The 25792-nt window shown below is 29.4% G+C and carries 23 protein-coding genes and 5 tRNA genes; 13 read left to right on the top strand and 15 right to left on the bottom strand.

Annotated elements, in window-relative coordinates:
* Positions 1 to 145: 145 nt before the first annotated feature.
* The 12 genes from O6B72_RS06285 to rpsU form a co-directional block, all read right to left on the bottom strand.
* Positions 146 to 1870, bottom strand: coding sequence for a phage tail family protein (locus O6B72_RS06285; protein WP_269492591.1), 1725 nt, complete (start codon positions 1868 to 1870; stop codon positions 146 to 148).
* Positions 1871 to 1911: 41 nt separating this feature from the next.
* Positions 1912 to 2937 (bottom strand): hypothetical protein, encoded by a 1026-nt coding sequence (locus O6B72_RS06290; RefSeq protein ID WP_269492592.1) that lies wholly within the window; start codon positions 2935 to 2937, stop codon positions 1912 to 1914.
* A 3-nt stretch (positions 2938 to 2940) separates the two neighbouring features.
* On the bottom strand, positions 2941 to 3204 hold the full coding sequence (locus O6B72_RS06295) for a YkgJ family cysteine cluster protein (protein WP_269492593.1): 264 nt from the start codon (positions 3202 to 3204) through the stop codon (positions 2941 to 2943).
* Between the two features lie 4 nt (positions 3205 to 3208).
* Entirely contained in the window at positions 3209 to 3622 is a 414-nt protein-coding gene (locus tag O6B72_RS06300) for a hypothetical protein (protein WP_244079427.1), read from the bottom strand.
* A complete protein-coding gene (locus O6B72_RS06305) occupies positions 3622 to 4119 on the bottom strand; it encodes a hypothetical protein (RefSeq protein WP_269492594.1) in 498 nt (165 codons plus the stop codon). The genes O6B72_RS06300 and O6B72_RS06305 overlap by 1 nt, the downstream gene beginning before the upstream one ends.
* On the bottom strand, positions 4110 to 4919 hold the full coding sequence (locus tag O6B72_RS06310) for a helix-turn-helix transcriptional regulator (protein WP_269492595.1): 810 nt from the start codon (positions 4917 to 4919) through the stop codon (positions 4110 to 4112). The genes O6B72_RS06305 and O6B72_RS06310 overlap by 10 nt, the downstream gene beginning before the upstream one ends.
* 177 nt (positions 4920 to 5096) lie before the next feature.
* Positions 5097 to 6440 carry a coproporphyrinogen III oxidase family protein gene (locus O6B72_RS06315; protein ID WP_269492596.1) on the bottom strand — a complete coding sequence of 448 codons (1344 nt, stop codon included), beginning with the start codon at positions 6438 to 6440 and terminating at the stop codon, positions 5097 to 5099.
* Positions 6441 to 6542: 102 nt separating this feature from the next.
* Positions 6543 to 7481, bottom strand: coding sequence for a D-2-hydroxyacid dehydrogenase (locus tag O6B72_RS06320; protein ID WP_269492597.1), 939 nt, complete (start codon positions 7479 to 7481; stop codon positions 6543 to 6545).
* Positions 7482 to 7484: 3 nt separating this feature from the next.
* The gene (locus O6B72_RS06325) at positions 7485 to 8666 is read right to left on the bottom strand and encodes a glutathionylspermidine synthase family protein (RefSeq protein WP_269492598.1); all 1182 of its coding nucleotides are present in this window, start codon (positions 8664 to 8666) and stop codon (positions 7485 to 7487) included.
* A gap of 49 nt (positions 8667 to 8715) precedes the next feature.
* Complete coding sequence (locus O6B72_RS06330; RefSeq protein ID WP_101637137.1) at positions 8716 to 9312, bottom strand: UPF0323 family lipoprotein; 597 nt, start codon at positions 9310 to 9312, stop codon at positions 8716 to 8718.
* Between the two features lie 4 nt (positions 9313 to 9316).
* Positions 9317 to 9991 carry a hypothetical protein gene (locus O6B72_RS06335; RefSeq protein WP_101637138.1) on the bottom strand — a complete coding sequence of 225 codons (675 nt, stop codon included), beginning with the start codon at positions 9989 to 9991 and terminating at the stop codon, positions 9317 to 9319.
* A gap of 122 nt (positions 9992 to 10113) precedes the next feature.
* Positions 10114 to 10326, bottom strand: coding sequence for a 30S ribosomal protein S21 (gene rpsU / locus O6B72_RS06340; protein WP_016646473.1), 213 nt, complete (start codon positions 10324 to 10326; stop codon positions 10114 to 10116).
* A 153-nt stretch (positions 10327 to 10479) separates the two neighbouring features.
* Between rpsU and ccoG the strand changes: the two genes are divergently transcribed.
* The 10 genes from ccoG (at position 10480) to O6B72_RS06390 (ending at position 19082) form a co-directional block, all read left to right on the top strand.
* Positions 10480 to 11856 carry a cytochrome c oxidase accessory protein CcoG gene (ccoG, locus tag O6B72_RS06345; RefSeq protein ID WP_269492599.1) on the top strand — a complete coding sequence of 459 codons (1377 nt, stop codon included), beginning with the start codon at positions 10480 to 10482 and terminating at the stop codon, positions 11854 to 11856.
* Positions 11857 to 11865: 9 nt separating this feature from the next.
* Positions 11866 to 12498, top strand: coding sequence for a TetR/AcrR family transcriptional regulator (locus O6B72_RS06350; protein ID WP_269492600.1), 633 nt, complete (start codon positions 11866 to 11868; stop codon positions 12496 to 12498).
* A 114-nt stretch (positions 12499 to 12612) separates the two neighbouring features.
* On the top strand, positions 12613 to 13728 hold the full coding sequence (locus O6B72_RS06355; protein WP_269492601.1) for an efflux RND transporter periplasmic adaptor subunit: 1116 nt from the start codon (positions 12613 to 12615) through the stop codon (positions 13726 to 13728).
* Entirely contained in the window at positions 13728 to 16889 is a 3162-nt protein-coding gene (locus O6B72_RS06360; RefSeq protein WP_269492602.1) for an efflux RND transporter permease subunit, read from the top strand. The genes O6B72_RS06355 and O6B72_RS06360 overlap by 1 nt, the downstream gene beginning before the upstream one ends.
* Positions 16882 to 18327: a TolC family protein gene (locus O6B72_RS06365; RefSeq protein WP_269492603.1), complete on the top strand. Its 1446-nt coding sequence runs from the start codon at positions 16882 to 16884 to the stop codon at positions 18325 to 18327. The genes O6B72_RS06360 and O6B72_RS06365 overlap by 8 nt, the downstream gene beginning before the upstream one ends.
* 305 nt (positions 18328 to 18632) lie before the next feature.
* Positions 18633 to 18709 (top strand) — tRNA-Pro (locus O6B72_RS06370).
* Between the two features lie 10 nt (positions 18710 to 18719).
* Positions 18720 to 18796 (top strand) — tRNA-His (locus tag O6B72_RS06375).
* A gap of 17 nt (positions 18797 to 18813) precedes the next feature.
* Positions 18814 to 18890: transfer RNA gene (locus tag O6B72_RS06380), tRNA-Arg, on the top strand.
* An 18-nt stretch (positions 18891 to 18908) separates the two neighbouring features.
* Positions 18909 to 18985: transfer RNA gene (locus tag O6B72_RS06385), tRNA-Arg, on the top strand.
* Between the two features lie 12 nt (positions 18986 to 18997).
* Positions 18998 to 19082, top strand: a tRNA-Leu gene (locus O6B72_RS06390).
* A 318-nt stretch (positions 19083 to 19400) separates the two neighbouring features.
* Here the strand turns inward: O6B72_RS06390 and O6B72_RS06395 are convergent.
* The 3 genes from O6B72_RS06395 to O6B72_RS06405 all read right to left on the bottom strand — a co-directional run bounded on the left by O6B72_RS06395 (position 19401) and on the right by O6B72_RS06405 (position 20406).
* A complete protein-coding gene (locus tag O6B72_RS06395) occupies positions 19401 to 19619 on the bottom strand; it encodes a hypothetical protein (protein ID WP_269492604.1) in 219 nt (72 codons plus the stop codon).
* 281 nt (positions 19620 to 19900) lie between these two features.
* Positions 19901 to 20158: a hypothetical protein gene (locus O6B72_RS06400; RefSeq protein ID WP_269492605.1), complete on the bottom strand. Its 258-nt coding sequence runs from the start codon at positions 20156 to 20158 to the stop codon at positions 19901 to 19903.
* Between the two features lie 113 nt (positions 20159 to 20271).
* Positions 20272 to 20406 carry a hypothetical protein gene (locus O6B72_RS06405; RefSeq protein ID WP_269492606.1) on the bottom strand — a complete coding sequence of 45 codons (135 nt, stop codon included), beginning with the start codon at positions 20404 to 20406 and terminating at the stop codon, positions 20272 to 20274.
* A 1103-nt stretch (positions 20407 to 21509) separates the two neighbouring features.
* Here O6B72_RS06405 and O6B72_RS06410 point away from each other — a divergent pair.
* The 3 genes from O6B72_RS06410 (at position 21510) to pepT (ending at position 25721) form a co-directional block, all read left to right on the top strand.
* Positions 21510 to 22004, top strand: coding sequence for a hypothetical protein (locus O6B72_RS06410; RefSeq protein ID WP_269492607.1), 495 nt, complete (start codon positions 21510 to 21512; stop codon positions 22002 to 22004).
* A 42-nt stretch (positions 22005 to 22046) separates the two neighbouring features.
* On the top strand, positions 22047 to 23444 hold the full coding sequence (locus tag O6B72_RS06415; RefSeq protein WP_269492608.1) for a hypothetical protein: 1398 nt from the start codon (positions 22047 to 22049) through the stop codon (positions 23442 to 23444).
* Positions 23445 to 24491: 1047 nt separating this feature from the next.
* Positions 24492 to 25721: a peptidase T gene (gene pepT / locus O6B72_RS06420; RefSeq protein WP_269492609.1), complete on the top strand. Its 1230-nt coding sequence runs from the start codon at positions 24492 to 24494 to the stop codon at positions 25719 to 25721.
* Positions 25722 to 25792 lie beyond the last annotated feature (71 nt).

Consider the following 25792-nt stretch of genomic DNA (forward strand, 5'->3'; position numbering starts at 1 on the left):
TAAAGTCAAAAAATCCAAGCTTAAAACTACCACCAAATATTAATAAAACCAAAACCCCACATAAAATTAATGTCTTTCGATAAAAGCCCAAATAGGCTTTAAAATTTGAACTATCAAACAAAATATTTTTTTATTTTTTGCCTTTTTAAATTTTTATCGCATTATCGCTAAGCATTACTTGGTCAAACTCTTCAAAGTTAACATACTTTAACTTCTGACCATAAACTCCATTGATTTGCACCAAACTATTTATAAACAAAGTTGAATTTGAACTAATGATTGCATTTTGCAAATCGGCAAATGAGCTATCAAGTTTTAACTTCATATCTTTAAATTTTGTTTTTATAAGAGTTTCAAGCTTTTCGTTATCTTCTACGAGTTGTGGTAAAAACTCATCTATAACTTTTTCTATTTCAACTCTTCTTTCTCTGCTTTTTATTAAATCTGCATAAACTCCGAATAAAGAATTTATAGCAGAATCAATAGCTCTTGTTCCAAGTACCACAGCAAAAGCTCCAACAACTATGGCTAAAACAGGTGCTACAAAAGATGCAATCATAGGTGTTATGATAGGCGATAAAACAGCTTCTATTTTAGATTCAAGACCAATAGATGAAATAATTGTAGTAAAAGAAAATAAAGCTTTTATAATAGCACTTACTAAATCTCTATATGTTTTAGTTTTACCGGTTATAAAGTCATAAATAGCGTTATATATTGATTTTGCTGAACTTCTTAAATTCTTCCAAATATATTTGATTTTAACTGAAATTGATTTAAAAATTTGAGATAAAACCCCAACAATAGCATCAACACCACCAAACCCAGCACCTCTTTTAAATGTGCTTTTAAAAGCTTCAATGACTTTATTTATAAGTCTTTTTAATCTTTGAGTTATGGAAATTTTTTCTCCATTTTCGCTAAACATATCTTTTATTTCATAGATTGTTCCATTTGCAAGCGTGCTTAAAGCAACTACAACGCCATCACTTGTGCCAACTGAGACTATATGAGAACTTGCAACCGCACTTTGAGTTAAAATAGCCGTGGTTTTTGGGTTATCACACATTAGCCTGTTTACATTACTTTTATTAAGCTTTTCAAGAGCTAGTTTCGCAGCTTCTTTCTTTTCTGGATCGGTTTTTGGATCATTAATTATTTCTTCTAAATTTTCTCGATGATATTTATGTTCGTCAAATGGAACTGTTATATTATCATTATTTTCTATATATTTATGAATTTTACTTCCATCATCATGAACTATGTATGTTTTTGTTCCATCATCATTTTTTATGGGGTTTGGACCTCTAAAAAATTCTTTTTCTGTATTTTTTGTTGTTTTGAGCTGTTCCTTTTTTATTATTTTTCCATTTTTTTCATTAATGGTTACACAGTCGGTTGATTCATGGTTTTGTAATTCATTTCCTTTATAGTTTCCACACATAGTAAGATTTTGTATTTCATCTGATTCAAAATCCATATTTTTAACTTCATCTGGATAATTTTCTTTTATAAAATTATAATATTTTGGAAGCTTATTATTGCCACTATGACCACCAGCTCTAATTTGTTTATCTATCTCTTGCACTTTTTTTATTTGGTAAAGCCTATCGGTTGTATAAACTTTATTTTCACTTTTTTTAAATCCGTATAAAATATTTTGCGTCCCTGTGTGTAAAATTTCAAAAGCATCCCCGCGCTTTGTATCTTTTGTTTTATTTGTTCCTAATGAATAAAAAACATCATTCGTCATAGTTACACTTGCACCATAAGCATTATAAGTGCTAAAACTAAAAATATTTAAGCCAATTCTAGCTAGCGTTTGCGTTCCTATCTCATCTATAACTTCTTCATAAATTGGTTTTGACATTTTGAATTCCTTGTAAATTTATAAGTGGCAAAAGCCACTTATTATTTATATTTTTCATCTATTTCAATAATTTTTTCAAGCATTCTTTCAGCTTTTCTCCTTGTTTTTCTTGCTTCTATTTCTATTTCTCCTTTTTCATCCATCAAAGGAACACTGATTAAATTTTTAATACTTTGCGCCATAAGAAGTGAGTGATGAACGAGAGTTTTTTCTTTTTCATCATATGCTTTATAGTTATCGTTTTTATCAACTAAAGCATCTAAATTATTTATCATTGTATTAAAATAAAAAACTAATTTTTCTATGGTATTTTTTAATCTATCTGTTAGCTTGGAAACTTTTTCTAATTGCAAAATAATAGTTTTATTGCTCTCTTCAATAGCCCTTGCTTTGTTTAAATTTGTATAAGCATCATTTTTTGCTTTTTCAGCACTTGAAGCCATAACCCAACCAGCCACGGCAAGAGCAGGTCCTGCTACAAGGCCACCCAAAACCATAGTTCCGCCAGCCATTCCAAGACCACCACTTGCAAGAGAGCCACCACCAAGCCATGCAAGAGTTGCATTTGTAGCAGCAGCTCCACTTAAAGTGCTTATTGCAGTACCAGTTGATGCAGTTGCCAAAAGCCCAACTCCACCATATGCACCAAATCCAGCTAATGCACCAGCTCCTAGACTTGCAACTCCACCACCTATGACATTTTTAATATTTAAAACATCTGTTTTTAATTTTTCAAATTCTTTCATATCTACTACAAAATCATCATCTTTAAAAACACTATTTTCAAATTCAATATTTTTAATTTTTTCGAAAATATTAAAATACCTTAAAAGAACAGAGTTAAAAATTTCTATTTTATACTCGCCAAATTCTTTAATATCACTGTTTGTTTTTTTTCTTTGATCGTCTAAACTTTTTTGACTTTCTTCAAAGACTTCTTCTGCTCTTCTATTTAATCTTTTTGCTTCTCCGCTATCTTGTATGGCATCATATCCTTTTTTAGCTCCTATTACAACGTTAGTTGCTGTAAATAATACAGCTGCTAGTGGTACAAATGGTAATGGCATTTTTTATCCTTTATTATAAATTTCTTTTAATTTTTCACAAGACGAGGCGTTTAAATTCAGATACTCTTCTTTACTCATAAATTTGTAAAAAACCTTTTCAAACATCTCATCAACTCTGCAAATATCAGGTCTTTTGTCATAAATTTTGCATAAATTTGAAGTTTTATCTAAATTTATGCAACTTTCATCATCAAGTATAAAATTTTCTAACTCTTTTATGTCCTTAATGTGCCGACAACAAAGACCACATTTATCACACTCAAACACAAATCTAGCTTTTAACACTACTTATGATTTTTACTGCATTATTTATATGCGAAGCTGTATTTATAGCCCAATTGTTAAGTGTCATGATCTTTTCATCTGATAAATTTAACTTCTCTTCTAAACTGCTTTTTATATCATTTGTAAGCTTGCTAGGGATTAGATTTATGAGCATCAAAAACTCAATATAAAAATTAATATCAGCATTTTCTAATAGATCTAAAATTTCATCTTCAAATTCATCTTTATCATCTTTTAAAGATAAGATATCTTCGCATTCATCTGAAATCTCACTTACATCAAGAGATAAACCACTTTCACAAATATAGTTCTCAATAATATTGCTATCATCATAAATGATTCCAGCAAGCTTTATAAAATTTTCTTTTAGCTTGTCATCTTTAAATTTATTTAAAAACATCATATATCCTTTTTAATTAATTTAAGCATATCCATTTGAGATACTAAAGCTCTTGCACTATTTTCTAAAACTGGCAAAAGAACTTCTCCGGTGTTATGAGGCACTCTACTAGTAGAAAGAATAAGAGTTGGCATATTATTGCCACTTAAAATATTTTCTTTAAGCTTAAGAATAATATCCTTTTCAATCTCATCAAAAGAATTATCCGCATAAATCATCGCAAATAACTCAAAATAAACTATAAATAGCTCCGTCATAGTAAAATGTCTAAAAATATCTGTCAATTCTTGTTTGTATTTTTCAATATCATTTTCATACAAATCCACAATATAATCTGCCTTATAGGTCTTTGTAGGCTTAACAATCCCCATTTCGTCGCAGTAAATTTCTAAAATTTCTGCTTCTTTATTGTCTAAATTTTCATCGGCCTTAGCACAAATCAAAGCCAAATCCAAAAATGCCTGTTTTGAATCGTCTTCCAACTGATTTAAAAACATTGTTTCTCCTTTTTTAAATAATTTTTTATATTTTTTAATAACTCGTCTTTTAAGTAAAGTGGTTCTAAAATGCTAATATGCGGTATCCAATAGCTTATAATTCCCAAAATATCCGGTATAAAACTAGCCTTTGTCTCGATGATGATATCTCCATCTTCAAGCTCTTTGATGGTTTGTTGATTTGGAAAAATAGCTCTTCTTGTTATAAATTCTTTTATTTGTTTATCGACTTTTAGTTTTATATTTACTGGGTTTATTGAGATGAAAGTTTGGTGATTGTCCTCAATAAATTTTGTTATTTTTGCATTTTTATGAAAATGCTTTGAGATTTGTAAATTTGATATTTTTCCTAGTGAGAAATTTTTTATAATATCGCCGTCAGTTGCTATAAGATACCAAATACCGTTTAAATTTATAAGTTTATAGGGATTGACATCTCTATTTTTGTTATTATATGTGAAATTTAATGTTTGATTGTCTGCAATAGCGTTTTGAATTTTATCAAAAAAGTTTTTATCTATCTTTTCATAGTTAAAACCTTTTACAAAATTATCCTCGTTTAAGTTGTCGATGCTTGGATAAAGTCCAAAAACTCCGCTTTTTTTACTAAAATTTATAAAGTCATAGTTTTTTAAATTTGAATTATCTGATAAAAAATATCTGCCATTTTTACAGACGATAGGAAGATGAATAAGCCTTTTATTTAAATCTGTTCTAATGGTTCTAGTTGTGACATTAAACTCATCTGCAAGCTCATCTACATTAAGTTTTTCGCCACATAACAAAAGAGTGATAATCATAGCAAGACGTATGCCAAGCTTATCATAATCACTTTTTAGGCGAACCCCCCCCCAACATCTTTTTTGAGCTTAACTATCATTTTCTATCTTTAGAATAAATTTTCATTAATTATATCAAAACATATTGAAAAGATGCTTCATTTTTAAATTTAAATGTAAGATTAATATATTTTAAAATTATGCTGTGGCAATTTTATCTTCACCAACCTTTAGATCGTTATCATACTCCATAACTCTTAGTTTTTTACTTGATTTTACTTTTGCATCATCTCTAAATGCAGCTCTTACTTTATCCATGCCAGTATAAAACTCTTTCATTAAAACCATTGCAAGATAGCTCCCAAACTCAGTTGGTTTTAAGACTCCGTTTTCTTCGTAAATAGCATTTACAAGTTTTAATAAATTTATTTCTAAAAATAGCTCTTTTTTAAGGTTTGTTTCATTTTGAGCATTAAAGCTAGCGATATCAACACTTCCGTCAAAGAGTTTTGTCAAAAATACATATTGAATTTTTTCTTTTTTACTAAAATCACAAACAGCAATAACAGGACTTTTTTTAGATTTTATTCTATTAGAATACTCCTGTAAATTAAAAGCATTTACCAAAAGTCTGCCATTTAAAAAGCTAAATGCTCCACTTCCAACACCAACATACTCAGCATTTGAGCCAACATATTCATCAACAAGATTTGCATTTTGTTTAGAAAATGCCCAAGCATTACTTGCATGATAGTGCTTAAACTCTTCTTTTATAATTTTGTAAAATTCCCACTCCCTATCATCATCACTAACTCCTAAAGTCTTAGCAATCGCCTCTCTTGTGATAGGAGATTTCATTAATGGATAAAATGTAATTTGCTGTGGAGCAAGTTTTTTAGCTATATTTATGTCACTTAAAAGTTGTTCTTTTGTTTGAAATGGAAAATTAAAAATTAAATCCAAACTTAAAGTTGGAAGAACATCAATTGCATGGCTTAATTTTTCTATTAAAACCTCTTGTGATCCAAATTTATTATATCTTGAAACTTTTTTTAATATATCATTATCAAAGCTTTGAACTCCAACACTTAGCCTATCAATATAACCTTTAAATCTTTCTAAAGTTTTTGGCTCAATGTGGTTTGGATCACTTTCTGACGAAATTTCTTCTATACTAAAAAGATTTTTTGCTAAATCTAGAGTTTTTAAAAGTTCATCTTCATCTATTAAAGTAGTTCCACCACCCACATACATCGAAGTAAAATCATAACCAGCTTCTTTTATTTGTTTTAGTTCTTCTCTTAAATTTACAAAATAATCCTTACATAAATTTGCGTCAAATTTATATTTATGAAATGAACAATATGGACAAAAAACGTGACAAAATGGCACATGTGCATAAAGCATATATTTTTTATCTTTGCTTGGAATTTTTTCTATATTTTCATTTGTAATGTCTATGTTTAGACTTTTGTAAAGAGCTTTTTGCATCTTATTGTGTGCATAATTTACAGCTTTTTCTTGTGCAAAATTTAATAACATTTCTTAAAGTCCTCTTGATAATATAATTAATTTAATTTGTTAAGTTTAGCATAATAAAATTAAGGTTTTATTAACAAATAATGATAGATAAAACAAATTTATCTATCTATTTTTTAAAAAATTTTCTATATTTAAAGATATTTTTTTAATAAGCAAATCTCTAGCTGTTTTACTTCCCCATGCAACATGCGGAGTTATTAAAACATTATTTTTATTTTTGACATTTAAAAGTGGATGGTTTTTAATCATTGGCTCAACTTCAAGCACGTCCAAAATAGCTTTTATATCTTTTTCATCAACAGCCTTAGCAAGAGCTTTTTCATCAACTATTCCACCTCTTCCAAAGTTCATTAAAACAGCACCATTTTTCATTTTATTAAGCTCGTTTTCGCCAATTAGATTTTTTGTATTTTCATTAAGCGGAGCATGAATTGATATAATATCAAAGTTTTTAAGCATTTCATCTAGTGAAATACTCTTAAACTCATCATTTTTATTTTTGCCACTTGTTGAGTAGTATGCAACTTCTGCACCAAAGCTTTTTGCTATTCTTGCAACGCCTTGACCAATTTCTCCAAGACCGATGATTCCAAATTTTTTACCATAAATTTCAACTATTGGCTTATCTAAATTTGTAAAAATTTCACTTTTTGCCCAGTTACCACTTTTTACATAATCATTATAAAAAATTGTGTTGTTTAAAAGTGTAAACAAGCTTGCAAAAGTTTGCTGAATAACACTATTTGTTGAGTATCCTGCAACATTTTTTACCTCTATTTTAAGCTCTTTTGCGGCTTTTAAATCGACATTATTCATCCCAGTTGCACTTATACAAATCAACTTTAAATTTGTTTTTTGCATAATTTCTTTTGTTATTAAAACCTTATTTACTACCACAATATCAGCATCTTTTAATCTCTCAATTACTAAATTAGGGTCTAAATTTGAAGTATTATCATAACTTTTAAACTCACCAAATTTATTAAATATACTTAAATCAATATCACCTAAAGTAAGGGCGTCCAAACAAACTATTTTCATTTCTTAATCCTTTATATAATGCCCTACAAATTTGGCAAAATTTCCTAAAATTTCCCCGCCTTTTCTATATCCTAAAGCACATCCCTCGTAAGCAAAAAATACTCCTGCTTGATATGAATTTCCATCTTTGTCTTTATTAAACTCATAAAACTCTTGATAAATTTGTTTTTGATCTGCGTAATCACCACTTTCTTCTAGGATTTTTTTACCATCTTCATCAAAAATGGCAACATTTGCACCTTCTCTTCCTAGAACTGGTTTTCTTACCATTTTTTTGCCTATTAAAGGCTCATTTGAAGCCTCAAGCAAAAGTGGGTGATTTGGGTATAAATCCCATAAAATTTTTAAAATTCCTTTTGTTTGAAATAGTAAAGTATAAGCTGGATTTAGAATAATAGCTTTTTGATTTTTTATAATATTTTTTAAAATTATTGCAAGCTCGCCCTCATCAATTGCAATATTTTCCCAAGGAATTAGTTTAAACCAAAACTCATAGTTAACATCGTTATAAAAAATGCCCTCTTCATCGTTAAACTCAACCTCATCAACATAGGCAAACTCAGTTTCATAGCCTGCTTCTTTTGCACAAAGTTCTAAAAATCTAGTGGTAATTTCATCCTCGATATTTCCAGCAACGCTACTAAATAATATTTTCCAACCATCATAATAATCATCAAATTTAGAAGTATCTTCACTTAAAGTTACAAGGCGTTTAAAATTCTCTTTCAAGGCTTCAAAAACATCATTAAATTGTGAACTTTCATCCATATTATTTTCTTTTAGCATAGCCCATTGGATAATAGCTGTTTCAAACAAAGCAGTTGGCGTATCAGCATTAAACTCAATTAATTTTATAGGTTTTCCATCAAGCCCGCCAGCTAAGTCAAATCTTCCATAAAGATGCCAATGAACATCATTTTCCCAGCTATCTTTTATAATATCAACTAAATTATATGGAATTCCAACTTCATGAAAAAGATTATTATCTATTATATGCTGTGCAGCATTTATAAACATATCATAAAGTTCATTTGCTGCTTCATAATAGGCATTTGCCTCATCTTGACTAACCTCAACTAGCTCATCAGCTAAATATGGAGTTTTATCTTCATCAGTGTGCCAAGAAAAGCCCAAACTTTCTAAATATTCATCACTTAAAGGTTTAATTTTTTTTAAATATATCATTTTATTCCTTGTTTTGCTGATCTAAGTTTATTTTGTGATTGTTAAAAATTTAACTTGCGGCTGATTTTTGCTTTGAGCCACCACCGAAAAAGCCACTTTTTCCAGTTGATTTTTTACTTGAAGCACCTGTTTTTTTAGCATTATTAAAACTATTTACACTTCTTTGGTAAGCAGATGGATTTTTATAAGCGTTTTGTCTTTGATTTTGATAAGCTGGATTATTAAAAAGCTTACTTCCTATCCAACTTCCTATCATGGCACCTGCAACACTTGTTAATAAAACTTCTCCAAGTCCCATTCCGCCACTACTAATTTGAGCGTTTGGATTGGTTAAATTTGAAGTTCCATTTTCTATTTTTTGGTTTTCAGCTCTTATTAATGCATCCATTTCTTCTTTTGTTAGAACTTTTTCTGTTCCATCGAGTTGCTTTAAAATAATTCTTGTCTCAGCACTTGGAAATTCCTCTAAAATTTTATATTTTCCAGGAGCTGTTTCTTCAATAACAACAAACGCACCTTGCTGAGACTGTTGTTCTTTTACAGTGCCATTATCACAACCTGCGAGTCCCCCAGCCAAAACTAACCCTAAACCACCAACTAAACTATAAGCCGCTATTTTTTTTACTTTATTAAATTTCTTTTTCATTTATTTACCTTTGTATTGAATTTATATCAAAATTTAAGTTTATATAGAGCATTCCAGCTTCTATTTTTATGTTTTCGTTTTCATACGCATTATCAACTAAGTATTTTTTAAGTTCTTTTCTCTCTTTTTTCTTCATATTTTGAGCATCTAAAAACTCTCTTAAAGAAACCCAAGTTTTATTTTTTTCTTTTTTATTTTTATCTTCTACTTTGAGTTCATCTTTTGCTTTAGTCTGTGCAAGGCTTTCTTTTATAATCTCTTTTTTTAGCTCAATTGCTTCGGTACTTGCTTCAACATCAATTGGCTCCTTTGCCAAAAAAGGTTTTTCAAGAAGCGTTAAAAAATATTTAAGCTTTTCATCTCTTTCTTTATAGATTGATTTTATTTCATCTTTAGTACTTATTAAAAGTTCTTCTTTTTCTCTAAAAAGTTTTTCTTTATCCTCTTGCAAAGCCCTATTTTTAAGTTTTAAATATTCAATTTCACTTTTTAAATACTCTATAAAATCACTATTTTTTTGAACTTTTTCCCTTAAAGGAGTTTGTTTTTCATCTAAGATTACATATTTCACGCCATCTTCTTCAAAACTTTTTATTGTATTTCTTCTTATTCTATTATAAATAGCTTCTTTTGAAACTCCAAGCTTTGAAGCCGCATCAGCAATGGAAAGTTTTTGCATATTACTAACCTTATTGAATAATTTTAGTAGATATTATCTCAAATTTAGGCTAAAAGTCTTATAAAATGAAGTTTATTATTTATACACTAGCTAGAAAAATAGCTAGCTAGTGTTTTTTGGGCTTAGAGTCTTGATTCATAGCGTCTTAGCATATAAAGTCTTTTTAACATTTTTTTGCGAGCTGAAATTTTTTGTTTTTTACGAATTTCAGTATTTGGCTCAAAAAATCTTCTAGCTCTTGATTCAGTAACAATTAAGTTTCTGTCAGTTTGCTTCTTAAACTTTCTATACGCTTCGTCAAAAGACTCGTTTGGATGCACTTTAATACCAGGCAATCCAATCACCACCTTTCATAAAAATTTGAACAGAAATTATACTTAAAAAAAGTTAAATTTACAAATTTAATTTTCTTATAACTTAAATAATAGTAAAATGATAAATAAATTTTATAAATTTAAAACAGATTTATCATTATTAAGGAGCTTAAAATGCCTAATGAGTTGAATTTTCAAACAAACTACACGAAAAAAAGGTATTTTGTCTTTTCTTTTATTGCACTAATTGCTTTAATATTGCCCTTTATTAGAATTGGCGGAAATCACTTTTTCTTACTAAGTTTTGATAAAAAGGAACTTCATCTTTTATTTTCAGTTTTTTCAACCCAAGAGCTTTTTTTAATGCCTTTTGTTTTAATAATGGCGTTTTTGGGGGTCTTTTTTATAACAACTTTAGGCGGTAGAATTTGGTGTGGATGGGCTTGCCCTCAAACTAGCTTTAGAGCGTTTTATAGAGATTTTATCTGCACAAAACTTCTTAAAATAAGAAAAAATATAAAAAACAAACAGATAAATCCAAGTGGCCAGTTTGTAAAAAAATTAATTGCAAAACTCATTTGGGCATGTTTAACTTTATTAATGGCTTCAAATTTTATGTGGTTTTTTATCCCACCAGAAGATTTTTTTAGATATTTGGCAAATCCAAGTGATCATCTTTTGATGATTGGTATAGTTTTAGGAATTGCTTTATTTATTTTTACAGATATTGTCTTTATAGCTGAAAATTTCTGTATTTACATCTGTCCTTACGCAAGAGTTCAATCGGTAATGTTTGATGAAAACACATTTCAAGTTATTTATGATGAAAAAAGAGGCGGTAAAATTTATGACGAAAAACATAACAAAATAAATGATCGCCCAACTGGTGAAAACGATGAATGTATTGGATGTTTGGCATGTGTAAAAGTGTGTCCAACCCATATAGACATAAGACGAGGGATGCAACTTGAGTGTATAAATTGCTTAGAGTGTGCTGATGCCTGTAGCAGTATTATGGCAAGAAAAAATAAACCTTCTTTAGTCAGATGGACTAGCGAACATGCTTTAAAACATGGTAAAACTAAAATTTTAAGATTTAGAACTGTTGCTTATATGGTTGCTTTAACTATAGCTTTTATAGCACTTTTAATAGTTGGATCAAAAAGAGAAACTATGCTTTTAAACATCAATAGAGATAGTAGCTTTTATAATTTAAAGGTTGAAAACAGTCAAGTTGTTATTGAAAATAACTATATATTTTTAATAGAAAATACAGATAAAGTAGCTCATGAGTTTTATTTCGAAACAAACAATGACAAAATAAGTGTTAAAAAGCCTAAAAAACCTGTAAAAATTGATGCAAGAAAAAAAGATAAAATAATTGTGACTTTAGAGGCAAATGAAGGTACTTTTGAAAAAAGCAATGTTGATATAACTATTCCTTTGGTAATTAATGCTTACGCAACCGATAACAAAGAAAATATAAACGTTAAAAGAGATACTATTTTTGTTTATCCAAAAAATAGTGTTATAGAAGATAAGCTAAAATAAAGGCTTTAAGTGGAATTTAATCTAGAAAACAAAAGAGCAAAAAATAGATATGAGACCATTTTAGAAGATGCTCTTTATCTTTTTTTAAAAAAAGGATATGCGAATACAAGCTTAAACGATATAGTAGAAAAAAGTGGTGGTTCACTTGCTACGATTTATAAATATTTTGAAAATAAAGAAGGTCTTTTTAAAGCAATTGTTTTAAAAGCAATTTCTAAATTTAAAAATGATCTTGAAAAAAATATAAGCGTTAGTTCAAACTTAAATATTGAAGAGTTTTTATTTAAATTTAGTGAGCTTTACTTAACACTTATCTTAAGTCCAAAATCCATAGCACTACATAGACTTATTTTAAGTGAAGGCTTTAATATGGAAAATCATAATATAGGCAAACTTTTTGCCGATGAGTGCTCCAAATTTTTAAATGAGTATTTGATTGATTTCTTAAAATCCTGTAAAAAAACTGAAAATTTAAGCGTCGAAGATATAAGCAAGTTTGCAAATATCTACCTTTTTGCTATAAAAGAACCATTTTTTTATAGTTCACTAATAAATTCAAAAGAGGTAAAGCTTACACAAACAGATAAAAAAGCACATATTGATAAAACTATAAAAATGCTCTTATATGGATTTTTAGGTTAATTTTACTAATAATTTTTAAAATAAATAGCTTGACAAATAAAAGCTAAAAAGATAAAATCAGATTTTATTTTAGTGTAATAACAATTACACAAACTTATAAAAAGGAAAACTAATATGAAAAAAAAGCTACTAATTATCATCTCTTGTTTGCTTTTAGTAACAGGTTGTGATTCTAGCAAAAAACAAAACCAAGGCAAAGAAGCTATGAAAAGAGCTCAAGGACCAGTTCCAGTAGCTACTTTTACAGCTAAAATGGCAGATGAGCCAATCACACTAAGATATCCAGCAAGAATTATAAGTGATCAAAGCGTTGATATTATTGCAAAAGTTTCAGGAACTTTGATAAAGCAATACTTTAATCCAGGTGATTTTGTAAAAAAAGGCGATATTTTATTTTTAATTGAACCTGACAAATACGAAGCTGCCTATGAGGTTGCAAAAGCAAATTTAGCACTTTCAAAAGCAAATTTTGAAAGAGCAAGGCTTGATTATAATAGAGCTATAAAACTTAATAAAACAAAATCAATAAGCCAAAAAGACTTTGATACTGCAGTTGCAAATTTTAAAAGTGCAGAAGCTTCTATAAAAAGCTCAGAAGCTTTGCTTAAAAATGCAGAAGTTGATTTAAACTACACAAAAGTAATAGCACCATTTGATGGTATTTTAGGCGATAAATATCAAGACGAGGGTGCTTATGTAGGACCTCAAAATCCAAATTTAATCCGCCTTACAAAGCTTAATCCTATTTATGCAAAATTTGCAATTGCTGATGTTGATGCACTTAGAATAAACTCAAAAACAAAAAACAATGAATGGGTACAAAAAGAAACTTTTACCAAATTTTATGTAAAAGATATGGAATTTGATGGAAAGACTATTTTTATAGATAAAGTTATAAATCAAAAAACAGGCTCGGTTGATGCAAAGGCTATATTTGATAACAATGACTCAAAACTTTTACCAGGAAGTTTTGGAACTGTTGCTATGAGTGGACTTTATCAAAAAGATGGTTTTAAAATACCTCAAATTGCAGTTCAACAAGATGCAACAAATACTTTTGTATATGTTATAGAAAAAAATGCAACTACAAAAAAAATAGTTGATATAGTTTTTCAAACAAGTGAATTTGCTATTATTTCAAAAGGACTTACAAATGGTGATAAAATTATAATTGATAATTTTATGAAAATAGCTCCTGGAGTTCCCGTAAAAGAAATAGAGGTTAAATAATGTTTTCAAAATTTTTTATCCATAGACCAGTTTTTGCATCTGTAATTTCTATAATTATAGTAATTGCTGGAATAATTTCTATGAGAGTTTTACCAGTTGAAGAGTACCCTCAACTAACTCCTCCAAGAATTGTAGTTAAGGCAATTTATAGTGGTGCAGATGCCCAAACTATTGCAGATACTGTTGCAGCTCCACTTGAAGAGGCAATTAACGGTGTTGAAAATATGATTTATATGCAATCAACTTCAAGCTCATCAGGCGAAATGTCATTAAGTGTTTATTTTGATGTAGGAACTGATCCACAAGAAGCATTGGTAAATGTTAATAACCGAATTAGAATCGCTCAAGCTTCTCTTCCTGAAGAAGTTCAAAGAATAGGTGTAAATGCATCTGAGGTGAATCCTAATATTTTAGAAGTCGTGCAATTTTATGATCCAACAGGCAAAACTGATATAGTTAAGTTAAATAACTATATAAACATAAATGTCGTTGATGAAATAAAAAGAGTTCCTGGAGTTGGAAATGCCGTCTTAATAGGAAGTAAAAACTACTCTATGAGAATTTGGATAAAGCCTGATTTACTTCAAGAATATAAAATAACAATACCTGAAGTAATCGCATCTATTAGAGAGCAAAACAGCCAGTATGCAACAGGTAAGATTGGCGAACAGCCAATGACTACTGAAAATCCATATGTTTATACAGTTAAACCAGAAGGTCGTTTAAAATCAATAAAAGAATTTGAAAATATAATTTTAAGAAGCAATGAAATAGGCTCTTCTTTAAAGCTTAAAGATGTAGCTGAAATTTCGCTTGGAGCGGAAAATTATGCTTTTGAAGGATTTATGAAAAAATATCCCGGAGCTCCTGTTTTGATATTTACCCAAAGCAATGCAAATGCTCTTGAAGTAGCAACTGCAGTCAATGAAAAACTAAAAGAGCTATCTAAGTCTTTTCCAGGAGGACTTACTTATAAAGTTCCTTACGATACCACAACTTTTGTCCAAATCACAATAAAAGAGGTGGTAAAAACATTTATAGAAGCTATGGCTTTAGTTTTTATAGTAATGTATCTATTTTTAGGAAACATAAGGGCTACAATCATTCCTATGCTTGCAGTTCCAGTATCTATTATAGGGTCTTTTGCTGGACTTTTAATAATGGGGTTTTCTATTAATATGATTACACTTTTTGCAATGATTTTAGCAATTGGTATAGTTGTGGATGATGCAATTATCGTTATAGAAAATGTTGAAAGAATTTTAGAAGAAGAGTCAAATTTATCAGTCATTGAAGCAACCGATAAAGCAATGAGTGAAATTGTTGCACCAATTATTTCCATTGTTTTAGTTTTAAGCTCTGTTTTTATACCAGTTGCTTTTATGGAGGGATTTGTTGGAGTTATACAAAAACAATTTGCCTTAACCATGGTTGTCGCAGTCGCAATATCTGGATTTTGTGCTTTGACCTTAACTCCTGCACTTTGTGCATTGATGTTAAAAAAAGAAAGAGGCAAGCAGTTTTGGTTCGTAAGAAAATTTAATGAATTTTTTAATCTAAGCACAAGAATTTACTCAGCTGGAGTTCAAAAAGTACTAAAGCATATAATTCCATCTTTAATAATTGTAGCAATTATGATATTTGCAATTACAAGTTTATTTAAAATAGTTCCAAGTGGCCTTGCTCCAAATGAAGATAAAGGAAGCTTAATAGTCATGAACACATTACCATCGGCTTCTTCAATCGCAAGAACAATAGACCATGGTCACTTACTTGGAAATTCAGTAGAACAAGATAAAAATGTTGATTTATATGCGCTTATAGCAGGATATGATTTAGTATCAGACTCTTTAAGAGAAAATGCATCTGTTATGTTTATCAAACTCGCTCATTGGAATGAAAGAAAAGATCTTAGCCAGTCATCATTTGCACTTGCTGGAAAATACAACAAAATGTTTTCACAAAATAGAGATGGAGTAAGTTTTGTTGTAAATCCACCGCCAATTACAGGTCTTTCAATGACAGGTGGATTTGAGCTTTTTGCACAAACAACTACTGGAAAAACATATGCACAAATGCAAGAAGACATGAAAAAAGTTATTGCTGCTGCAAACAAACGAGGAGATCTGTTTTTAGTAAGAACTAGTCTTGATACAAATTTCCCACAATATAATTTAACATTAGACAAAGATAAGATTAAAGCATATGGGGTAAGCATAAATGAGTTGTTTGCCACAATTAATTCAACCATAGGAAGTTATTATGTAAATGATTTTAATATGCTTGGAAAAACATTTAAAGTTAATATTAGAGCTAAATCCAATTTTAGAGACTCAGAAGCTGCATTTAGAAATATATTTGTAAAAAGCCATACAACAGGCGACATGATACCGGTAAATTCGCTTGCTAAACTTGAAAGGAGCCTTGGGCCTGATAATGTTGATAGATTTAACGCTTATCCAGCAGCTAAAGTTATGGGTGAACCAGCTCCTGGATACACCTCTGGTCAAGCAATAAAAGCTATTTCTGAAGTATTTAAAGAAGTTTTTCCTGATAATGATTATATTCTTGGATGGTCAGGAACAGCATATCAAGAGGTTCATTCAGCTGGAACTGGAATGATAGCATTTATCTTTGGACTAATTTTTGTTTATCTAATTTTGGCTGCACAATACGAAAGATGGCTTATGCCAGTGGCAGTTTTAACTGCGGTTCCTTTTTCAGTATTTGGAGCTTTGCTTACAACATGGGCAAGAGGCTTAAGCAATGATATATATTTCCAAATAGGGCTTTTACTCTTAATTGGCCTTGGTGCAAAAAATGCTATTTTAATTATAGAATTTGCGATGGAAGCTCACGAAAAAGAAGGAAAAAATCTTTTTGAAGCAAGTATTCAAGCTGCAAAGCTTAGATTTAGACCAATTGTAATGACATCACTAGCATTTGCATTAGGAGTTTTACCAATGGTATTTAGCACAGGAGCTGGTGCAGCATCAAGACACTCTATTGGAACAGGTGTTGTAGGTGGAATGATAGCAGCCTCAACAATAGCAATTTTCTTTATTCCTATGTTTTATTATATGATTGAAAATTTTAATATTTGGCTAGGTAAAACTTTTGGCAAAGATGACAAGCAAAATAGAAAGGTAAAAAATGTTTAATAAAAAATTACTTCTTACTCCTTTGGTATTGTTTTGTTTAGCAGGGTGTTCTTTTAAGCCAGTTACTCCACTTAAAGACACAAGTTACACTTCAACTTACGATGAAGCAAATATAAATTCTTTTTGGTGGAAAGAGTTTAATGACCCTGTTTTAGACGATCTTATCGATAGTGCATTAAAGTATAATTCTGATTTAGCACTTGCTTTGAATAATATAGAAACAGCAAGAACAAATTTAGGACTTAGTAAAATAGAGTATTTGCCAAATGTAAATTACCAAGGAAAAGCCTCAAGAGGTGCTCCAAGTGGTGATTTAAACTCTTATGCTTCATATAGTGCAAGTGCTGTTTTAAACTATGAGCTTGATCTTTGGGGAAAAGTAAGAAATAGTGTAAAAGCTAAAAATTCCCTTTTTAAAGCCACAAAATATGACTATGAAACAGCAAGATTAAGCATCGCAAGCAATGTTGCAAATAGTTATTTTAAACTACTATTTTTAAAAGAGCAAGAAAGCGTTTTAAGAGATACATTAAAAAGCTATGAAGATACATTTAAATTTAGACAAAATCAATTTAGTGTTGGAGCAATAAGTTCAATCACGCTTTATCAGGCTAAAACTCAAGTTGATAGTGCTAAAGTAAAACTAACAAATGTTATAAATGAACTTTCAAATACAAACACAGCACTTGCTATTTTAACAGGCAAAAGTTATGATGATATTTTATATAAAGATATAATTACAGATAAAATTCATCAACCAATCCCACCAGAAGTTCCAAACGGAGTTCCTTCAGATTTATTATTAAGAAGAGCTGATGTTGCTGCAAGTTTAGAAAGACTAAAGGCAACAAACTTCTTAGTAGGCGTAGCAAGAGCTAATTATTTTCCAAGTTTTTCATTAACTGGAATGTTTGGATACACAAGTATGGAATTTGATAGATTATTTATAGAAAATGCCAATAGCTGGAGTGCTGGAGGATCTTTAGTCGGTCCCTTACTTGATTTTGGAAGAAGCGCAAAAAGAGTTGAAATAGCAAATTTAGAACAAAATGCAAGCTTTATAAATTATGATAAAACTTTGAAAGAAGCCTTTGGAGAAGTTAGAAATGCCCTTGTTGGTAGAGAAAACGCAATTTCAAAACAAACTGATATGGCAAATTTACTAAACTCACAAGAAAAACTTTATAACATTGCAAATGAAAGATTTAAAACTGGCTATAGTGATAACTTAGAATTGCTAGATGCCCAAAGAGGATATTTATCAGCTAGACTTGAATATGCAGCTTCAAATTTAGAAGTTTCAAATAGCGTTGTTGAAGTATTTAAGGCTTTAGGTGGTGGGTTTAAAGTAGAAGATAATAAAACAAAGCAGATGCTTGAATCAAATGCAACTATTATTCCAACCTCATCAATAAATCCATTTAGAAATTTGAAATAATTATACTTAACCAAGCTTTTTAACTTGGTTAAGTTTTTAAAAATTTATTCTTTAGTAAAAGCTTTTAAAATAAATATTAAAAGTTTTATACAATACTCTAGTTTTACAATATAATCCCTTAGCATTATATTGTAAAATTTCATCGATAAAAATTAGTGAAATTTAAGGTACAATCATGCTCATATCTTAAATTTTTTGATAAAAATTTTGTAAAAATACATTTTATGCGAGAAATAAAGATAAAATTTGATTTTTCTTGACATTTATAAAAAAATCTTGTATAATTCTCCTTTACTTTTAAGTTACGGGGCGTAGCGCAGTCTGGTAGCGCATCTGGTTTGGGACCAGAGGGCCGAAGGTTCGAATCCTTTCGCCCCGACCATTTACAGATGGTGAGTGTAGCTCAGTTGGTTAGAGCATCAGATTGTGGTCCTGAGGGTCGTGGGTTCGATTCCCATCACTCACCCCATTTAAAGAATGTTTGTTGCGTTCGTAGCTCAACTGGATAGAGCAACAGACTTCGGATCTGTAGGTTGAAGGTTCGAGTCCTTTCGAGCGTACCATTGTTAATAATATTTTATGCGTCCTTAGCTCAGCTGGATAGAGCAACGCCCTTCTAAGGCGTAGGCCAAAGGTTCGAATCCTTTAGGGCGTACCATTTATAGCTAGTGCGGATGTGGTGAAATTGGCAGACACGCCAGACTTAGGATCTGGTGCCTCACGGCGTGAAGGTTCAAGTCCTTTCATCCGCACCATTAAGCTACTTTTTACATCTCAAAACCCCTTAAATTTATACTTCAAACTTATAAAATAAACTGAATGTAGCCTATGTATAGCCATAATTTAATTTTTGTATTTTTATAGACCCTAAAGATAAAATCTCTTATGCCTTATTGTCAAATTTAACTGATTTTTGTAAATGCCGTGAGTAGTTTGTCAATAGATAGATATATTTTTTCGAGTGTAAATCATCTCTAAAGCTATAAACTCTTGTTGAAGCTATCTTTTATGATGAATTTAACAATGCTTTCTATTTCTATCTGAAATCTAACAGAAAAAACGATTAAAATAGTTTAAGTCTTTAAACTTTTTAATAACTCATCTGTTCTTTTTAAGCTATTATCAAAAGTATAAGTTTTCATCGTGCCTTTTTTTAATTGTTCGATTGTATCTAATACCTCATCTTTAATATTGTCTTGCTTATCTATTTTAATATTTAGATTATTAGCACTTACAAATTCTAATAATTTATCTATTGTGTTTTTATCAGCGCGCAATGTTATAGTTTGCATTTTCAAGCCCTAAAATTAAAGTTTTTTGTTTGATCCAAAGATTGTTTTTTAAGCATTTATATCATCTTTTAAAATTTCAAAAGGTATCACATATTTTTTATAAATCAATTTTCTTATAAATTCATTGTCTTTATGCTTTGGATAAGATAATGGGTGGTTTGGAATATTTTCAATTTTTAAAATAGCTCATCACTAAATTTTAAAGCTTTTTGTTAGCTGTCTTTTAGATAAAAGAAGTTATATTTCTAACTCTTTATAAAAACGGCTTGAATAAATAATCATTAAAAGCCTTTTATAAAGTTGTAAATATTTCTTTTTACTTCATCGTTGCTTAAAAGTTCAGCAGTTTTGTTATGAATTTCTTTACTGCGTTTTAAAACTTCTTTATAAATTTCATCATCGCTTAAAGTTGGTAAATCATCATCAAAATTACTTTTAATGTCTATTTTTTGGTTTTGTTCTCTTGCTAGTTTTTCAAGTAGTTTTATAGCTTCATTTAAAAAGCTTTGATTTGCTTGTATTGTTATAGTGTTTTGCATTTTTACCCCTTTATAGCTTATCAAAGCCCTAAAATAAGATTTTATTAATTAGATTATTTTATATTTAAAGCCTTGAATAAAAGCTATTATACAAAAGCTAACTTTTAAATTTGTTAAATTTCATCAAAGATTTTTAAAACTTCATTTAAGCCGTTATCTTTAGTTAGCTTTGCGTATCTCATCGTTTGTTTAATGTCTTTATGGTTTAGTAGTTTTGATTGTAAAAATATGCCATAAATGTGTATCATAACTCTATTAGCATATATTATTTTATGCAAAACAATATTATTTTTTCTTTAAGATTAAAATATGGAAGCGAATTATGAAAATAATTATATATTAGATGCAAAAATTATCTAATAAAGTAATGAATAGTTACCTTAACTAAAAAACTATGATTTCTATAAAAACAAGAGAACTATTATACAATGCCACCTAAATCAAAATGATATATACATAATATAATCTCAAAGATGCGCATACAGAGAGACATGTCAATATTATTTATTATGGGATAAGAAAATATGGAGCCAAACAAAAACTCGAAAATTAGATTAAATTTGATAGATAAAATTGATTTTACTAGTCTCTAAAAAAATATATTTAAATAAAGAGACGATTAAACCATTGACTTTAGATACAATAAAAATAACAAATAATAGCTATAGGTAATTGCATATTTGTTGATACACTAAAAACCAGGAATACTTATAATGTATTTTATTTTTTACCATAAATATGCAAAATCATCCAAGAATATATAAGTGGAGTTGATTTGTATTGCAAGAAAGATATAAAAAATAACTATGAAAAATTTTGATAAAGCTACAAAAACACCCATGTGGCAATCATTATAACAATAGTATATTTAATGACTTAGAAAGTTGTTACTAAAATAAAACATGGCAACAATGATGATAGTAACTACCTACATAAAACTGTTAAGCACATATACAAATATGATACTATTGTAAAATTAGTAAGTTATCTTTACAAAGATAAATATCAAACGGTAGAATTATCAGAACACAAAATGTGATATCACAAACAAATAGTCCAAAAAATGATAGAATATTTTTAAAATAATTTTAATTGTATTATTTTTTGCATTTAAAAAAATAAAAAACATACACTAATTTTACGTTTTCTTAGATAGTTACGTACAATATATTTATAACACTATTAATAAATCGCTAGTAGAAGCTAAACATCATTGATTAAAAGATTAATAATTGATGAGTTAAAAAAATTAACTTATAAATTAATTAAATAATAGATAGTAAATAATAACATGTAAAGTTTTATGCTATAATAACAAATACTAAACAAAATTGAAAATGGGGATACAAATATGACACAAGAAGAAATAAAACAAGAAAAAGAAAAAACTCAAAAAGAAGTTGAAGAAGCCATGAAAATGCTTCATAGTGACGCACCAACTATGACTGAGGGTGTGTCTGCTCTTTTAGGCTCTGGGATTGGAGCTGCTGGATCATGGGCAACTCTCGGCACTATTGGTGTTGCTGGATATTCTGCATCTGGCATTACTTCCGGCTTAGCTGCTGCTGGTTCTGTTGTCGGTGGTGGAATGGTCGCTGGAGTGGCTGTCCTAGCCGCCCCTGTTGCAGCTCTTGGAGTCATTGGATATGCAATTGCCAAAAAGAGAAAAAATGCAAAAATAGCTGTAGCTGTTGCCACTGCGATTAAAAAACTATATTCAATTCAAGAAAGATTAATGCAAAATGCTGAATACTTCAAAGAAGAATTGGTTAGCATTAAAGCCATGCTTGATATAATAGAAACAAACGCTAAAAAAGATAAAATAAACTACAGTGCCAAACTCTAAAAAGTTTGGTTTTGTTTTTTAAAAAATACAAAAGGATATTTTGTGTCAAAAAAACAAAATGAATACGAAAATGAGCTTAAGGGCATCAAACTTTTACAAAATAGATCAGAACAAATCCAGGATTCCCATACAGAAATAAAAAGCTCAATTGATGATGTTAAAACTAGACTTTTAAAGATAGCCGAGCAACATGTTGGATGTAATATAACTGAAACTGAAGAATATAAAAGATCCAGAAATCAAATTTTACAAAAAACTACTAAAATGACAGCTTTGAACGAGACTAGTATACACAATATCTATGAAGAGGCTAGAAACAAATATAAATACAATGTAACTTTCGAAGATATTTTAAGCATCAAGGACAGACAAGAAATAAATTTTATTATCACCAATCATATTGAAAATTTTAACCTTAAATATGGACTTGATGGCTGGGATTATGCAATTGCTGGTAGTTGTGGTCTTTTTGTGGCAATGCTTGACATATTATGTGTTTCTGCTCCGCTCTCTCCGACAACTAAATACACACAAAGAGTAAATGGTATTTTTAATGGTTTTGTGCAAGATGCATTTAATAATTTCCTACCGCCCGATATAAGTAAACAACTATCGGAAATAAATAAAATAGGCTCTGCAGATGTATCAACGATAGAAAAAATAATAAGTGCTCCAAATAAACTAATTAATCCCATGAACCATAGACTAAAATCACTGTCTCATGACCCCATTTTGGGTTTATTTTTTGGTATTTTAGATATGATGAGAGGTAAGATTACAATAGCTGATAGAGGAACTATTACGTCTTATGATACAACTGTTTTGCCTGTTGATGGAAGTATTTTGGACAACCTAAGTAAAATGCTAGGTCATCTATTATCAGATGTAAATGCTCCATCTTCTTCGGGCAATAGGGGTATGGGATTACCTGCACCATTTATGGGGCTTTTGAGTATGTTTAATAATGTAAATGTAGGCAGTATTAATATTGGTAAAACAATAGAATATATGTATGTTAATGGTTATGATTTTAGACAATTTACAACAGTTAGTATACCTGTAACAATTATGGAAATATTATTGAGAGTATTCTATATTGTTAAACAAATGAATCTGTATAATATGAGTTTTCAAGATGCTTTTATAGATACATTGCCATCAAAATTAAACCCTAAATTTAGAATGATTTTAGCATTATCATACGGCACATTAACCAGTGTTAATGCTGGCAAGTGTTATGTTACAAAAAATATTTTAAATGCAAACTATACAGCCTGGATAGGCTTTGCATGGAACACATTTTTTGCTATAAAATGGGCTTTGCTTGATAAACACCTAAAGCTATGGGGAGACTTGGAGAAAAAGCAAATAAATGAGATAGCCAAAACAATAGAAAAAATGGAAGCTCTACAAACTAGGGCTGAATTTTTAAATATTTGATGTAATATACTTAAAATATAACTATTTATAGACCTAAATTACTAGTCAAGGTAGATATAAAAATGATAAATTGATTCGTATGTATAATACAAAGGATATAACAAAGACTTATTTGGCAATATTAAAGGCTATTTGTATAAGATAGCAAAACAAAAAAACTCTTATCGCTCTTACTCATAAAGAATAAACTGTACTATGACCATGGATGATATCTTATATGAAAACCAAGATGGCACTATAAGCGCAACTTATTAGTAGAGCTTATCTATAAATCAACAAAGCTCTACTCCAAACCATTAATATAAATAAATGGTAAAAGTACTCAAAAAATATACAGTTTCAATCCCTTTAAGTGGATACAGTGTTTATGCCTATAATTAGTCAATCATTTATGAAATAGAAAGGTATTTACACAGTTTGCAATGCATATAGCTCTTCTCTCTTTGAAACTGTTTCTTTAATGACTTGAAAAAATAATCCTTTTTACTAAAATAGAAAGTTTTTTTAATTTGCACTATTGTTCTACTAGTACCCACATGTTATTCTTGACATTGATTTATAATCTATATTAATAATATATACTGGAGATTTTTATCTTTTTTTCAGTAAATAAACCATCATTGTTTACAAAATATGCATCTTTATAATCTGTACTAAAAATATTTATTTCAATAAGCTTAATCAACTATAATAGGTCAAATATTTACAATTAATTTACACTTAGAGTACATATTTTAGCAAAATTACAACTTATAAACATATTATTTTGTGATATCATGCCACTAAATATATGGCATCTATAAATAAGTTATATATTTATAGATGATCAAACTTAGAATATTGTGTCTTGTTTCGTTAAGTCCTAGGCCATTTCATCCATGCCATTAAGCTACTTTTATGCATATAAAAATTAATAAAAACTACACTTCCAATCCTATTTTGTGTAAAAAATTCCTATTAAGCTTTAAATTTTAAAATTTTATTTTTATATAAAATTAAAATTTAAAGTGATAAAATATATTAAATTTTCAAAAAAAGGAGAGAAAAATGGATATCGTAACTAGGTTTATAAACTACACTAAAATAAATACTACAACAAACAGAAAAAATGGAAGTCTTGGCATAATGCCTTCAAATCCAAATGAAACCGAACTTGCTAAATTACTTGAAAATGAATTAAAAGAGCTTGGACTTAAAAATATAAAAAGAAGAGATAATGCCATTACAACTGCCGTACTTCCCTCAAATTCATCTAAAAAATTACCTAAGATAGCATTTTTTGCACATCTTGATACAAGTGCCGAGCAAACAAACGACACAAAAGCTCAAATCCACAAATTTAATGGTGGTGAAATTTGCCTAAATAAAGAACTTAATATCTATTTAAAAGATGAGAGTTTAAAAAACTACATAGGTGATGAAATTATAACAACTGATGGAACAAGTTTACTTGGAGCTGATGACAAAGCTGCAATTGCTTCAATTATGAATGCAGTGAAATATTTCGTTGATAATCCAAAAATAGAGCACGGTGATGTTACTGTATGTTTTGTGCCAGATGAAGAACAAGGATTACGTGGCGCAAAAGCCTTAGATATAAATGAAATTGATGCAGATTTTGGATATTGTTTGGACTGCTGCGAAATTGGAGAACTTATCTATGAAAACTGGAACGCAGGAAATGCAGAAGTTACATTTAATGGAGTTTCAGCTCATCCTATGAATGCAAAGGGAAATTTAATAAACTCACTTTTACTAGCACATAAATTTATCTCAATGCTTCCAAGTGGCGAAGCGCCAGAATATACAGAAAATAAAGAGGGATATTTTTGGGTAAAAGAATTAAGTGGAAATAGTGCTCAAACTATTTTAAAGCTTGATATTAGAGAATTTGATGAAAAAAAATACCATGGAAGAATGGAATTTTTAAATGAGCTTACAAATTCTTTAAAAAAACTTTGGGGTGATGAGAGAATATCGGTAAAACTTACAGATAGATATAAGAATGTTTTTAACTACTTAAAAAATGAAGATGCAGCTCCTATAAAACTTGCCAAAAAAGCGTTTAAAAATTTAAATATTACTCCGAAAATAAAACCGATGAGAGGTGGATATGATGGTTCAGTAATATCAGAAAAAGGAATTCCGTGTCCTAATTTATTCACAGGAGCACATAATTTTCACTCAATTTATGAGTTTTTGCCAGTTAGCTCATTAAAGGCTTCGAGCAACACAGTAATTGAAATAATCAAACTCGCTGCTAATTTAGAAAAATAACTAAAAAATTTAAGGCTAAAATATTATTAAATTTAGCCTTAAAAACACCATTTTAAATTCATTAGATTTAA

It is taken from the genome of Campylobacter ureolyticus (assembly GCF_027277485.1).
Lineage (GTDB): Bacteria > Campylobacterota > Campylobacteria > Campylobacterales > Campylobacteraceae > Campylobacter_B > Campylobacter_B ureolyticus_B.

Excerpts from the sequence above, each read along its gene's own strand:
- O6B72_RS06355 (WP_269492601.1), top strand. The coding sequence starts at position 12,613 with ATGAAAAAAAAGCTACTAATTATCATCTCTTGTTTGCTTTTAGTAACA.
- O6B72_RS06325 (WP_269492598.1), bottom strand. The coding sequence starts at position 8,666 with ATGATATATTTAAAAAAAATTAAACCTTTAAGTGATGAATATTTAGAA.
- O6B72_RS06395 (WP_269492604.1), bottom strand. The coding sequence starts at position 19,619 with ATGCAAACTATAACATTGCGCGCTGATAAAAACACAATAGATAAATTA.
- ccoG (WP_269492599.1), top strand. The coding sequence starts at position 10,480 with ATGCCTAATGAGTTGAATTTTCAAACAAACTACACGAAAAAAAGGTAT.
- O6B72_RS06405 (WP_269492606.1), bottom strand. The coding sequence starts at position 20,406 with ATGATACACATTTATGGCATATTTTTACAATCAAAACTACTAAACCAT.
- O6B72_RS06305 (WP_269492594.1), bottom strand. The coding sequence starts at position 4,119 with ATGTTTTTAAATCAGTTGGAAGACGATTCAAAACAGGCATTTTTGGAT.
- O6B72_RS06410 (WP_269492607.1), top strand. The coding sequence starts at position 21,510 with ATGACACAAGAAGAAATAAAACAAGAAAAAGAAAAAACTCAAAAAGAA.
- O6B72_RS06365 (WP_269492603.1), top strand. The coding sequence starts at position 16,882 with ATGTTTAATAAAAAATTACTTCTTACTCCTTTGGTATTGTTTTGTTTA.
- pepT (WP_269492609.1), top strand. The coding sequence starts at position 24,492 with ATGGATATCGTAACTAGGTTTATAAACTACACTAAAATAAATACTACA.
- O6B72_RS06400 (WP_269492605.1), bottom strand. The coding sequence starts at position 20,158 with ATGCAAAACACTATAACAATACAAGCAAATCAAAGCTTTTTAAATGAA.
- O6B72_RS06335 (WP_101637138.1), bottom strand. The coding sequence starts at position 9,991 with ATGCAAAAACTTTCCATTGCTGATGCGGCTTCAAAGCTTGGAGTTTCA.
- O6B72_RS06290 (WP_269492592.1), bottom strand. The coding sequence starts at position 2,937 with ATGCCATTACCATTTGTACCACTAGCAGCTGTATTATTTACAGCAACT.
- O6B72_RS06300 (WP_244079427.1), bottom strand. The coding sequence starts at position 3,622 with ATGTTTTTAAATAAATTTAAAGATGACAAGCTAAAAGAAAATTTTATA.
- O6B72_RS06285 (WP_269492591.1), bottom strand. The coding sequence starts at position 1,870 with ATGTCAAAACCAATTTATGAAGAAGTTATAGATGAGATAGGAACGCAA.
- O6B72_RS06360 (WP_269492602.1), top strand. The coding sequence starts at position 13,728 with ATGTTTTCAAAATTTTTTATCCATAGACCAGTTTTTGCATCTGTAATT.
- O6B72_RS06320 (WP_269492597.1), bottom strand. The coding sequence starts at position 7,481 with ATGAAAATAGTTTGTTTGGACGCCCTTACTTTAGGTGATATTGATTTA.
- O6B72_RS06315 (WP_269492596.1), bottom strand. The coding sequence starts at position 6,440 with ATGTTATTAAATTTTGCACAAGAAAAAGCTGTAAATTATGCACACAAT.
- O6B72_RS06330 (WP_101637137.1), bottom strand. The coding sequence starts at position 9,312 with ATGAAAAAGAAATTTAATAAAGTAAAAAAAATAGCGGCTTATAGTTTA.
- O6B72_RS06310 (WP_269492595.1), bottom strand. The coding sequence starts at position 4,919 with ATGATTATCACTCTTTTGTTATGTGGCGAAAAACTTAATGTAGATGAG.